This window comes from Paenibacillus liaoningensis, assembly GCF_059609455.1.
This window is the reverse complement of the sequence record NZ_JCAALU010000004.1, coordinates 189300-202192: the sequence shown is the minus strand read 5'-3', so window position 1 is coordinate 202192 and position 12893 is coordinate 189300. Positions and strand designations below refer to the sequence as shown.

Sequence of the window (12893 nt, the reverse complement as noted above, 5' to 3'; positions counted from 1 at the left end):
AAACGGCTTTCGCCGTCCTCTGGCGGCAAAGCTGCCGTTTCGCGTTGCAATATAGAGAAAGGATAGAAAAATCATATCCTTCCTAATATTTTAAATGAAAATCCCTGCAATCGTCGCCGACAGCACGCTGACCAGCGTTGCACCATACAGCAGCTTCATGCCGAAGCGTGCAACGGCATTGCCCTGCTTCTCATGCAAGCCTTTGACCGCGCCTGCAATGATGCCAATGGAGGAGAAATTAGCAAAAGAGACGAGAAACACCGACACGACGCCGACTGCTTTGGCCGAAAGATTAGGATATTTGCTAATTTCCAGCATCGCTACAAATTCATTCGAAACCATTTTCGTGGCCATAATGCTTCCCGCATCAACGGCATCTTTCCACGGCACCCCCATAATAAAAGCGAAAGGAGCGAAAATAAATCCAAGTATTTGCTGAAAGGAAATGCCGAGAATGCCAAGAAACAATCCATTAATCATGCCGATGAGAGCAATAAAACCGATCAGCATCGCCGCGACAATAATCGCAACCTTGAAGCCATCCATAATATATTCGCCCAGCATTTCGAAAAAGGTCTGCTTCTCCCCTTCCTCCTGTACTTGCAGCACGTCCTCGCCTTCCTCCACCGTATACGGGTTAAGAATGGAAGCGATAATAAAGCCGCCGAACAGGTTGAGGACGAGCGCGGTCACCACATATTTCGGGTCTAAAATTTGCATATACGAGCCGACAATCGACATCGATACGGTGGACATTGCCGAGGCGCACAGCGTATACAGGCGATGCTTCGGCAGCAGGCCAATTTGTTTTTTGACCGAAATGAATACTTCCGATTGGCCCAAAATGGCTGATGCGACCGCATTATACGACTCCAGCTTGCCCATGCCATTGACTTTGCTTAACACATATCCGATGCCCTTTACGATAAAGGGAAGGATTTTCAAATATTGCAAAATACCAATTAGCGCGGAAATGAAGACGATCGGCAGCAGAACCGACAGGAAAAAGGAAAATTGTCCTTCATTTAAAATGCCGCCAAATACAAAGTTGATTCCTTCCTGCGCGTAGGAAAGCAGCTGCTCGAACACGCCGGAAAAACCTTTAATCAAGGTCGCGCCCGCAAACGTATTTAATAGGACAAAGGCAAGAACCACCTGCAAAACGATCATGATGGCAATCGGCTTGAAACGAATATTTTTCTTATTGTTGCTGACGATATAGGACAATCCTAGCACAACAAGCAGGCCTAATAAAGCTACGATGTATTTCATAGTTGCCGCCTCCTATTTTTTCATCATTATGGAAGTTGATTGGCCGAATAGAGCGCTTACAAAGTTATGCTGATGCCGCCGCTCTTTCGTTTATCGAGAAAAGCGGGCCGCTCCTTCGGAAAGGAGCAGCACCGTGTTCTATGGTTACTTCATTAATAAGCGGCGCTGGATTGCTCGCCCTGCATAATTTTCACGCCGGAGCTTGCTCCAATGCGCGTTGCGCCTGCTTCGATCATTTTTTTCATATCCTCAAGACCGCGAACGCCGCCCGATGCTTTAACGCCAAGCTTGTCTCCGACTGTTTTGCGCATAAGCGCTACATCTTCAGCTGTTGCTCCGCCAGTAGAGAAGCCCGTCGAGGTTTTTACAAAATCGGCTCCGGCTTTCAACGAACGCTCGCAAGCACGAACCTTTTCTTCATCGGTGAGCAGGCTTGTCTCAATAATGACCTTCACAATCGCTTTGCCTGCTGCCGCATCAACAACCGCTTTAATGTCCTGCTCCACGTAATCATCGTTGCCGTCTTTCAAAGCGCCAATGTTGATAACCATATCAATTTCGTCTGCACCATTTGCAATCGCATTGCCCGTTTCAAAAGCTTTAACGGCGCTCGTCGATGCTCCTAATGGAAAGCCGATAACGGTGCAAACTTTGGACTTGCTTCCTGCCAGCTGCTCAGCGGCAAAAGCGACCCAAGTCGGATTTACACAGACCGAAGCAAATTCATATTGTTTCGCTTCCTCCGTCAGCTTAGCGATCTCTGCTTTCGTCGCGTCAGCACGCAGCAGCGTATGATCAATCATTCCAGACAAATTTAACATGACCTGTTCCCCTTCCCCATATACGAGTTCCTCAAATACACACTCAGTTTAACATGCATTTGGTCATATGTAAACAAACATTTGGACTTATGTTCACTAAATGAAGCGTTTCAATGCTGATATTACGTTTTTTCGTCAATTCCTTTAATAAATCACCCATTTTCGCTGTCTATCACTCATCAAATTATGAACATATGTAAAATTAATTTTTTTAACAAAAAGAAAAACGCCTCCGCAACTTCGCTCCTGCTGAAGGAATCGAAGATTACGAAAGCGTCCTAAATGGCTTCTTACTGGTCAGTATGGGTAGAATGGGCGGCATAATGCCCAAACCTATTTGCCATACATATGCTAATCACTAAATTTGGAAGCATGGAAAGCTTTAATGTGCTGCCGAACTTCCTCAGCCGTGTCGAGATCAAGCACATCGCTTAGCAGTTGGGCGCTATCCTGCACATTTAGTCTAGACAGCGTAAACTTTTGCTTCATCAGAGAAGCGGCATCCATACTCCATTCATCCAGCTCCATCCCGAGCAGCAGCGGTGCTGCGAGTGGATCGCCCGCCATTTTACCGCACATGCCAACCCATTTGCCTTCCTTGTGCGCCGCTTGTATCAAGCTGCGAATCGAGCGGATAACCGCCGGATGGAAATAATCATATAAGTGCGCGACCTTCTCGTTCATGCGGTCAACGGCAAGCGTATATTGCACCAAATCGTTTGTGCCAATGCTGAAAAAGTCAACCTCTTTGGCGAAACGGTCCGCCAGCTGAATGACAGACGGAACCTCGGCCATAATGCCGATTTCCAGTTTTTCATCAAAGGCGATGGCCTGCTCCTTCAGCTCGTCCATGATTTCAAGCGTCAACTGCTTGGCAGCGCGGAACTCCTGCATGGAGGATATCATCGGGAACATGATTTTAACGGTGCCGAAGGCGCTGGCACGAACGATCGCCCTCAGTTGGGTGCGGAAGAGCTCCCGCTCATTCAGACAAAGGCGGATAGCGCGATTGCCGAGAAATGGATTGTCCTCATGCGGCAAATCCCAATAGGACAGCTCCTTGTCTCCGCCAATATCCAGCGTGCGGATGACGATAGGCTTGCCTCTCCAAGCTTCAGCAAGCTGTTTATATACAGCAAATTGCTTTTCTTCGTCCGGGAAGCGGTCAGCGTTCATGAACAGAAATTCCGTTCGGAACAAGCCGGCCCCATGGGACTCTTCCACAAGACCATCTCGCATTTCCTCCGGCATGCCGACGTTAACAGCGAGCTCGATCAGCTTGCCATCTTCCGTCTGTGCTGGCAGCAGCCTGTATTTCTCAAGCTTCCCTGCTGCGGATTGCTCCTCCTGCTGCCGCGCTTCATAGTTCGAGCGGGTAGCCTGATCGGCATTCAGCACGATAACGCCCTCCGTACCGTCCAGAATCAGCTCATCACCATGGCTCAGCTGCTCGAAAGCAGCACCCGTGCCCACAACCGCAGGAATGCCGAGCGAACGGGACAAAATCGCTGTATGCGTCGTTTCTCCGCCAACCCGTGTCACAAAGCCAAGCACAATGCTGCGATCAAGCTGCACGGTAACGGGAGGCGTTAAATCTTCCGCTACTAAAATAACAGGCTCTGTAATACTCGCCAGATCCGGATAAAAAACCTGCTGCAAATGGCTCATGAGCCGATCCGCAACGTCCTTCACATCATGAATGCGTTCCTTTACGTATGCATTGTTCATCTTCTCAAACAATGCGGAAAGCTGGGCCAGCACGGTTTGTACCGCTTGTTCAGCGGACGCCTGCTTGCGCTTAATTTGACCGCGAATATCGCCGTAAAAGGCGGGATCATCCAGAAAGCTCAGCTGCCCCTCGATAATTGCCGTTTTGTCCTTCCCCAGCTTCGCCTCGGTTTTGGCAATGATCGTATTCAGCTCTGCTGCCGACTGGCGCTTCGCCTGCTCCAGACGTTCAAGCTCCGCCTCCACCTGCTCCGGCTCAATCCGCTGAGGATAAGCCGCCTCTACAGCAGGTGCGCCATAGATGAATGCTTTCCCGAAGCGGATACCTTCCGAAACGCCGATGCCTTTGATGCGCTGCTCGCTCATTGCTCTCCGAAACCTTGCTCGAATAATTCAGCAAGCTTGGCGACAGCCTGCTCCTCATCTTCACCGTCTGCCGACAGCTTGACTTCAGCACCTTTTTCCAAACCAAGCGCAATGATGCCAAGCACGCTTTTCGCATTTGCCTCCCCGCCGCCAACCACCTCTACGTAAATATCCGCTGTGAATTGTCCTGCAGCATTAGCCAGCACTTGGGCCGGACGCAAATGCAGCCCTTCTTCATTTATGATTGTCAATACACGTGTTTGCATCGCTCTGTTTCCTCCTTTAATCTCGCTGTGCTTACAGGGCGCTTTCCAATGTTTTCAAAATATCTGCTGCACTTTGGCCAACCAGCAGCTCTTGGCGAAAGCTCTCGTGTATGAGCTTGCGCGATACCGAAGCCAAAATCCGCAAATGCTCCTTGCCTGCCTCCGATTCCGGAATAGCCAGCAAAATAATCGATGTGACCGGCTTGCCATCAAGGGAGCCCCAATCAATTGGCTGTGCGAGACGGGCAAAGGCTAAGCCCGGCTTGATGACCCCCGCGGATTTGCCATGCGGAATCGCAACGCCAAAGCCGATGCCTGTTGACGCATGCTGCTCACGCGCTTCAACCGAAGCTAGAAAAGCAGCCTCATCGTTCAAATAACCAGCCGATTGCAGTCGCTCAGCAAGCTCTTTAATAACGGCTTGACGGTCACCAGCGGATGAATCGAGAATGATTGTTTCAATATTTAATAAGGTTTGGGATGACATGGTCATTACCTCCATGGAGTGGGATTTAAGCTGCTGCCAGCTTATTTTTTTTGAGCAAGGATACCGTTACGGCTGTAACAACAGAACCGATGACAATAGCTGCGGCATAAGCGCCGAGATGCGTTACTGCATTGGGAATAGCGAGTACGAATGCCCCGCCATGCGGCGCTTGAAGCGTCGCGCCAAACACCATCGACAGCGCGCCCGCTACTGCGGAACCAAGCACCGTACCTGGGATGACACGAAGCGGATCAGCGGCCGCGAAAGGAATAGCGCCTTCGGTAATAAAGGCCAGCCCCATGACTCCTGCAACTTTTCCCGCGTCGCGCTCTTCTTTGGAAAATTTGTTTTTGCGTATGACGGTGGCAAGCCACAAGCCAAGCGGCGGAGTCATTCCCGCTGCCATCACGGCTGCCATTGGGCCATACACATGGCTTGCAAGCAAGCCGACAGCAAATGTATACGCTGCCTTATTAAGCGGACCGCCCATATCGAACGCCATCATGGCTCCAAGCAGCAAGCCGAGCAAAATCGCATTCGTTGAATTTAGACCTGTCAGCCATGTCGTCAAAATATCCATCAATGTCTTCACTGGCGTTCCTACGACATAAATCATGATCAGCCCGACTATGAGCGTAGATAGCACGGGGATAATGAGGATTGGCTTAATGCCTTCCAGCGATTTCGGGAGCTTGATTGCATGCCGCAGCCATTTTGCCACATAGCCGGCAAGAAAGCCCGAAATAATACCGCCCAGGAAGCCGGCTCCCAGCTGGCTGGCCAGCATTCCGCCTACAAGTCCAGGTGCAAGACCGATCCGGTCTGCGATCGAGAAGGAAATAAAGCCGGACAAAATCGGAATCATTAAGGCGAATGCCGCCCCGCTGCCAATGTTCATCAGCGCTGCTGGGAGCGTACCTTCCTCTTGAAACGCTTTTATACCGAAAATAAACGAAATCGCAATAATGATTCCGCCAGCGACAACGAGCGGCAGCATATTCGACACACCTGTCATCAAGTGCTTATAGGCTCCTGTTCGCACAGAGCTGCCCTCTTTCTTCGTCTGCTCCTGTGCAGGCGCGGCCGCCCCAGCTTGAGCCCCTTCTTTCGCCAGCGCCTGCTCAATCAAGCCTGCTGGATTGCGGATGCCTTCGGCCACGCCAACTTTAATAATCGGCTTGCCTGCAAATCGAGCTTCCAGTACATCGGTATCCGCTGCCAAAATAATCGCGTGTGCTTCGGCGATTTCCTCCGGCGTAAGCTCATCCTCTACGCCAAGCGCGCCGCGCTTTTCAACCTTCAGCGGAACACCTTTCTCCTCTGCCATTTTTAGCAATGATTCCGCGGCCATATACGTATGGGCAATGCCGGTCGGACAAGAAGTTACAGCCAGCAATTTCTTCATGTCAATTCCTCCCTTATGATGTCGCCAGTCGCTTCAATATAATCACAATGCCTGAATATTTATATCGCCCGCCCGGCTGCGAATTTCTTCAAACTCGCATACTTGGGTGCCTGCTTTGGAAGCCGTTATCGTTCCAGCGGCCGTACTCCACCTTGCCACATTTTCGAGGCTGCTATTTTGCAATAGCGCCTGCGCAAGCACGGCTACCATTGAATCTCCTGCGCCAACAGTGCTCAGCGCCTCAATAGGAAACGGCTTTGCCAAGTAGGCTTCGTTGCCGCTCATGACGATGGCCCCATCTGCGCCCATCGATATCATAACGAGCGTTATCCCCTGAGCAAGCAGCTGTCTTCCCGCCTGTACGATTTCCTCTTCCGAGTCCAGCTTGCGCTGAGCGAGCTGCTCCAGCTCATAATGATTGGGCTTGACCGCGTAAGGAATCGCTTTGATGCCAGAAACCATCGCCTCGCCATCCGCATCCAGAATCGTACGTACGCCTAGCTTGCGCGCTTTCAAAATATAATCATGATACAGCTGTGGCGGCGCCCCCTTCGGCAGACTGCCTCCAAGGACGAGAACCGACGCTTTCGGCAGCAGCTCATCCAGCAGCTGATCCAGCTCGGAAAGCTGGCTTTCGCTGACCGCAAAGCCCGGCTCATTCACCTCGGTCGTCGTTCGCTGCTTCTGATCTACAAGCTTCATATTCGTCCGCGTCTCGCCCGGTACTTCAACAAATGCCGTATGAATGCCTGAACGATCCAGCTCATCTTTAATTCGCTTGCCAATGTCGCCAGCGATGAATCCAGCGGCGGTAACGCTGGCTCCAAAGGTGTGTACGATTCGCGCCACATTAATGCCTTTCCCGCCGGGATCAAGGCGAATGTCCTCCGCCCGGTTGAGCCCGCCCAGCTTCAGCTCCTGAAGCATAATCGTCTTGTCCATGGAAGGATTCAAAGTAAGTGTAATGACTTGCTGCTTGGACATGCTGTTACGCCTCCTTTCCTGCCGAGGTTCGATATACCTCGACGCCTCGCTCTTCCAGCTTCCGGGCAAATTCCTCCGGCATATCCGAATCGGTAATGCACACGTCAATATCGCTCCAATCAGCGAAGCGCGCGAAGCTGATCTGATTCACCTTGCTGCTGTCGCTGAGTAAAATAATGCGGTCAGCGCGCTTGATCATTTTGCGCTTGATATCTCCTTCGACCACGTTCGGCGTGCTGAGCCCTTCCTCCAAATCCATGCCGTTCGTTGCCATAAACGCCTTGTCAACCTTAATGAAATCCAGGCTGCGCTCGGTAATCGGCCCGACCAGTGACAATACGCCAGGCCGGTAAGCCCCGCCAAGTACGATCACATCGATGCCTGGCGGAAGCTCCAAATCCTGCGGAAGCATGAGCGAATTGGTCACAACCGTCAGCTTCGTAAACGCTGTCAATTGCTGCATTAAATAAAAAGTTGTTGTGCCGGAGTCCAGCAAAATGGTATCTCCGTTGCTAATCCATTGAACCGCTTTAGCTGCAATCGCTTTCTTTTGCTGCGTTGATGTAATCTCTCGCTCCGAAAAGCTCGGTTCAAAGTTAACACTGCGAATGGAGATCGCTCCGCCATGCGTGCGCTTAAGCAGCCCAGCTTCCTCCATCTCCCGCAAATCCCGGCGAATCGTCGACTCCGATACTTGAAACTTTTCACATAGTGCCTGCAGGTCAACACGCTTCTGATCCTCTACTAAAGCTAAAATTAAATTTTTGCGTTCTTCACCAAAAATGTTCCTCACCGCCTAGTTGATCGTTTATGAAATCATTCAACCATTCAAATGAATGATTGTGATCGTTTTATTTATAAACCGATTATATTCAGTCATTGACGTGATGTCAATTGGTTTATTTAACTATTATTTTCACAAACGGTCATACTCAGTCATTCCATGAACATATTCAAGGCAAATGGTCTGCGCATGCCCATGACCATTCACACATTGCTATTTAGAAGGTTAAGCCTATAAAATAGGATAAGACAAGCGTAAACGGCTTTGCCGTCCTCTGGCGGCGCAGCGCGTTTCATTCCGAGAAATATAGAGGGAGGATGGGAAAATCCTATCCTTTCCTAATATTTCAAAAAAATCAATTATTGCGAGGTGTTTCCTTATGCAGCCAACACTAGAAACAGAACGATTGATTTTGAGAGCGTTTAATTTAGACGATGCAAGCAGAGTCCAGAAACTGGCCGGCAATATTGAAGTAGCAAGTACAACACTGTCTATTCCTTACCCCTATCCTGATGGAGCAGCCGAGGATTGGATTAGCAACAATACAATTAGAGCAAGCAATGGAGAGGGCTTCCCTTTCGCAGTGACCCGCAAAAAAGACGATGCCTTAATCGGCTGTATGAGCTTGAATCTGAGCAAGCCCGATCAGCGAGGCGAGCTATCTTACTGGTCAGGCAAGCCTTATTGGGGGCATGGCTACGCCACAGAAGCGGCAAAGCGTGTCATCCAATTCGGCTTTGAGCAGCTGGAGTTGAATAAAATTATGGCAGCAGCTATGGCCAAAAACCCTTCTTCCTCCAATGTCATGAAAAAAGTTGGCATGAAATATGAAGGCGAATTCAAGCAGCATATTTTCAAATGGGGCGAATTTGAGGACTTGGTCTTTTACGGCTTGACGAGGGCGGATTACGAGGAGCTTAATCGTTGATTTTTGAATAAAAGCAAGTCTGCGATGAAAGCATATCTGAAAAAATAAAAAATCTTTCATGCAACGAAAGAAGAGGAGGGCAGCAGCCCTCCTCTTCTTCTGCTTACGAGCTTATGATTTATGACGACTTTTTAAAATTTCAACCTCTTCTTCGACCTTCGCAATCATGTTCCGATGGGCGTCAAGCCGATCAACGATTACAGATGATACCACCTCGGTAATGCGCGCTGTCTGCTCAAAGGTCGCTTCAAGCTTTAATTCCATACGTTCCAGCTGCTCATTCACTTTTCTAAAGCCTTCGCGCTGACTTTCAGCAAGCGCTTGATGACTTTCAGCAAGCGCCTGATGACTTTCAGCAAGTGCCTGATGACTTTCAGCAAGCGATTGTTGACCACTAACAAGCACCTGGTGACTTTCAGTAAGGGCTTGCTGACCTTCTTCCAACGTTCCGACCCGTTCGTTGATGATCTTAACGACAGAAAGCAATTCCTTCAAAGTAGATTCAATAATGTTGTTTTCCATCAAGTCAACCGACCTTTCGCTTTAATTAAGTTTAGTATGATGGAAGATTTGGAAGACGTCAAATTGCCACTGCCTCTGCAAATTTGACAAAATAGCATTAATGTGTTTGCGTGGTTTACAAGCTATGAAGACCCCACTATAAAAAAATAAGAGAAGGGCAGCTGCCCTCCTCTTATCTCCACTCTCGTTGTACAGCCATTCAAGCACAAACTGCTCTTTACTTTAACGCTTATACCCGGCTGATAAGGAACTCAAAAGCCAGCTCCTGATCCGCTGGGATCAAATATTCATCGTGGACAGGAGCGCCCCAGCTGTCGTCACCGCCGACACCCATTTGTCTGCCTGCTACCGTCACGACTGTATAATGAACGTTTGGAAGCTCATGGTGATGCTGCGCGCTCTCCAGCTCAAATGCAGTATAAGGCGCAATGTTGCATTCTACAGGCTGAGTTGCCGGCGCTGAAATGCGAATGCCTCGTCCGAGATCATTCGTAATGCTTACACGACGGACACCTGTACGATTGCCCGACTCTTGCGGCACAACATAACCGGATACATTATCTGCGGCAACGTTTTGGAATTCGCCAAGACGCGCCCCAAACGCACGGTCAATGTAGTTTTCATCCGGACCCATTGCATACCAGTCCAGATGCTGATAATCAGCAGGCACCTTGAACGAAAGAGCGAAAATCGGCAGCTTCGGCAAGTTCGCCGCTCCCTCATAACGCGATTTCACCTGCACGCTTCCGTCACCCAGCACCGTATAGGCTACTGTCACCAATACATCGGCACTAATGCTAAGGCGATATTGGAACGTTACCGTTGCCGTTCCCTCCTGCTCGGTCAAAACAACGCTAATGCATTTGCGTGTCAAGCTGGCAGCAAACCATATGCCGGAATCAAAGCCAAGTGAAAAACCTTTGTCATTATCCGTCGTTGCCCGCCAGAACAATGGAGCTGGTGGCAGTGCAATCATCTCTTTGCCCGAATAGTTGACCGAGGTCAGCGTGCCCGCCTGCTTGGAGAACATAATGCTGAAATCGCGGCCATGCACACCGATGTTGACATCGCCTTCTACGACGCGCAGTTCTCCTGCCGGAAGCGAAGCTGCTACCTTTTGCTCCACTAAAAATACGAATTGTCCAAACGACAGCTCATGTCCTGCATCCGCCCAAAGCGTGCTTGCTTTCAGCTGCAAGGACACATGAATAACATATTCGCCTGCTTGCTCTGCCGCTGGAAGAACGACCGGAATATAAGCTTCGCTTTGTGCAGCTACTTGAACTTCGCTTACGCTGCGGAAAATTTCTGCACCTTCCAAATGCAGCTTAATGACCAGCTCATAAGCATCTGTTCCTTCAAACAGATTTTCATTGACGATTTTCACGCCTTCGCGGTCAGGAAGCAGCTTAATGTTCTGATAAAGGAACTTCACTTCCTGCATTTTCGGCGATACTTTGCGATCGGCATAGACGATACCGTTCGTACAGAAATTATAATCGGTCGCACGGTCGTCGAAGTCGCCGCCATAAGCGAGGAATTCCTTGCCGAAGCGGTCTTTTTTCACAATGACCTGATCGATGTAATCCCAAATAAAGCCGCCTTGGTACAACGCATATTTTTGCTCAAGCTCCGTATATTTGTGCATGCCGCCAACCGAGTTGCCCATTGCATGCATGTACTCGCAGCTGATGTACGGCTTTTGCGGATTATCGTTCAAATAAAGCTCGATATCTGCCGGCTTCGCATACATGCGGCTTTCCATGTCGCTCGTGGCGTCATAGTCGCGATTATGGAATACACCTTCATAATGAACGAGGCGGCTAGGGTCAGCGCTGCGGAAATAGTTCGATACGTTCAGCAGCACCTCGCCTGCATAAGCTTCATTGCCGACCGACCAGATTAAGATGGACGGATGGTTTTTGTCCCGCTCGACCATAGAAATCGCCCGATCCATGACGATATCCTGCCATTCCAGCTTATTCGCAGGAACGTTCCACGACGGCTCCACAGCGCCCATTTTTTGCCATGAGCCATGCGTTTCCAAATTCATCTCGTCAATGACATACAATCCATACACGTCACACAGCTCATACCATAACGATTGGTTCGGGTAATGGGAGGTGCGAACCGCATTCAAATTGTTTTGCTTCATCGTCTTAATATCCCACAGCATATCGCCTGCCGTAATGGCACGTCCTCTGCGAGGATTAAATTCATGGCGGTTAACGCCTTTGAAAACAATTCGTTTGCCGTTGATATGCATCACTTTGTCGATCATCTCGAATTTGCGGAAGCCTACGCGCTGCGGAACCACTTCAAGAAGTTCGCCTGCCGCATTATAAACTTCTACATACAATTTATATAAATACGGATTTTCCGCATTCCACAGCGACACTGCTCCAGCATCAAGCGACGCCGTCCATACCCCAGCTTCCGTTGCCTCAGCAGCTCCAGCCACAACCGCCTGTCCATCTGCATCCTTTAGGACAAGCTTGATGCTTGCGCTGTCAACTGCACCGCTCAGCTTCAAGTCCACCAATAGCTTGCCTTGCTTATAAGCCGCATCCAGCTCTGTTTTTACAAACAGATCACGAACATGGATTGCTGGAACGGTATACAAATACACATCGCGGAAAATACCAGAAAAACGCCAAAAATCTTGATCCTCGAGCCAGCTTCCCGTGCAGCGCTGATAAACCTCAACGGCCAGCCTGTTTTCACCTTCCAGCAAATAAGGAGTCAAATCAAATTCGGCCGGTGTAAAGCTATCCTCGCTATAGCCAACGAACTTTCCGTTCAGCCAAACATAGAAGGCAGATTCTACGCCTTGGAAGGAAATGTATACGGGCTTGCCAAGCATGTTTTGTGGCACGTTAAAATGCTTCACATAGCTTCCCACCGGATTGTCATTTTCCGAAATAGCCGGCGGGCGAAGCTCATGATGTCCATCCCATGGATACATTGTATTTACATATTGCGGCTTGCCAAAGCCTTGAAGCTGAATATGGCCTGGCACCTCTATTGCGCCCCAGCTGTCACTATTAAAATTTTGTTCGTAAAAAGAAGCCGGACGATCAGCAGGTCTTACGGCATAGTTGAACTTCCAGCTGCCATTCAGGCTGTGGCGCAGCTTCATGCCGCCATCTGCCTCCGCCTCTGCTGCAGTTTCATAATAACGGTGATCGGAATGAGCTGGCACTCGGTTAACAGCAAATACACTTACATCAGTTAGCCAGTCGAGGCTCGGCTTTGTAGTAGTCATAAAATAATTCCTCCATAACGTAGATGATAAGTCAGGCGGCTGCATGCATGGCATGCAGCCGCCTA

General features: G+C 49.5%; 11 protein-coding genes. 1 reads left to right on the top strand and 10 read right to left on the bottom strand.

Translation table 11 applies throughout. The annotated features are described in order from the left end of the window. Positions 1 to 90: 90 nt before the first annotated feature. The 8 genes from AC6B99_RS07045 to AC6B99_RS07010 form a co-directional block, all read right to left on the bottom strand. Positions 91 to 1272, bottom strand: a complete 1182-nt coding sequence (locus AC6B99_RS07045) for a NupC/NupG family nucleoside CNT transporter (RefSeq protein ID WP_056041983.1) — start codon at positions 1270 to 1272, stop codon at positions 91 to 93. A gap of 152 nt (positions 1273 to 1424) precedes the next feature. Next, a complete protein-coding gene (gene deoC, locus AC6B99_RS07040) occupies positions 1425 to 2093 on the bottom strand; it encodes a deoxyribose-phosphate aldolase (RefSeq protein ID WP_494862082.1) in 669 nt (222 codons plus the stop codon). 351 nt (positions 2094 to 2444) lie between these two features. After that, positions 2445 to 4187, bottom strand: coding sequence for a phosphoenolpyruvate--protein phosphotransferase (gene ptsP / locus AC6B99_RS07035; RefSeq protein WP_496663081.1), 1743 nt, complete (start codon positions 4185 to 4187; stop codon positions 2445 to 2447). Beyond that, entirely contained in the window at positions 4184 to 4453 is a 270-nt protein-coding gene (locus AC6B99_RS07030; RefSeq protein ID WP_056041989.1) for an HPr family phosphocarrier protein, read from the bottom strand. The genes ptsP and AC6B99_RS07030 overlap by 4 nt, the downstream gene beginning before the upstream one ends. A 31-nt stretch (positions 4454 to 4484) precedes the next feature. Next, positions 4485 to 4940 carry a PTS sugar transporter subunit IIA gene (locus AC6B99_RS07025; protein WP_056041992.1) on the bottom strand — a complete coding sequence of 152 codons (456 nt, stop codon included), beginning with the start codon at positions 4938 to 4940 and terminating at the stop codon, positions 4485 to 4487. A gap of 25 nt (positions 4941 to 4965) precedes the next feature. After that, entirely contained in the window at positions 4966 to 6345 is a 1380-nt protein-coding gene (locus AC6B99_RS07020) for a PTS fructose transporter subunit IIC (RefSeq protein WP_056041993.1), read from the bottom strand. 42 nt (positions 6346 to 6387) lie between these two features. Beyond that, positions 6388 to 7329, bottom strand: a complete 942-nt coding sequence (gene pfkB, locus AC6B99_RS07015) for a 1-phosphofructokinase (RefSeq protein ID WP_496663080.1) — start codon at positions 7327 to 7329, stop codon at positions 6388 to 6390. Positions 7330 to 7333: 4 nt separating this feature from the next. Next, positions 7334 to 8122: a DeoR/GlpR family DNA-binding transcription regulator gene (locus AC6B99_RS07010; RefSeq protein ID WP_235533312.1), complete on the bottom strand. Its 789-nt coding sequence runs from the start codon at positions 8120 to 8122 to the stop codon at positions 7334 to 7336. 370 nt (positions 8123 to 8492) lie between these two features. Here AC6B99_RS07010 and AC6B99_RS07005 point away from each other — a divergent pair, with 370 nt between their 5' ends. Then, a complete protein-coding gene (locus AC6B99_RS07005) occupies positions 8493 to 9041 on the top strand; it encodes a GNAT family N-acetyltransferase (RefSeq protein ID WP_056041996.1) in 549 nt (182 codons plus the stop codon). 111 nt (positions 9042 to 9152) lie between these two features. On the opposite strand, the gene AC6B99_RS07000 is transcribed toward AC6B99_RS07005, so the two are convergent. Together AC6B99_RS07000 and lacZ are read right to left on the bottom strand one after the other, a co-directional pair. Continuing rightward, positions 9153 to 9563, bottom strand: coding sequence for a hypothetical protein (locus AC6B99_RS07000; protein ID WP_494862098.1), 411 nt, complete (start codon positions 9561 to 9563; stop codon positions 9153 to 9155). 229 nt (positions 9564 to 9792) lie between these two features. After that, the gene (lacZ, locus tag AC6B99_RS06995) at positions 9793 to 12828 is read right to left on the bottom strand and encodes a beta-galactosidase, LacZ type (protein WP_496663079.1); all 3036 of its coding nucleotides are present in this window, start codon (positions 12826 to 12828) and stop codon (positions 9793 to 9795) included. Positions 12829 to 12893 lie beyond the last annotated feature (65 nt).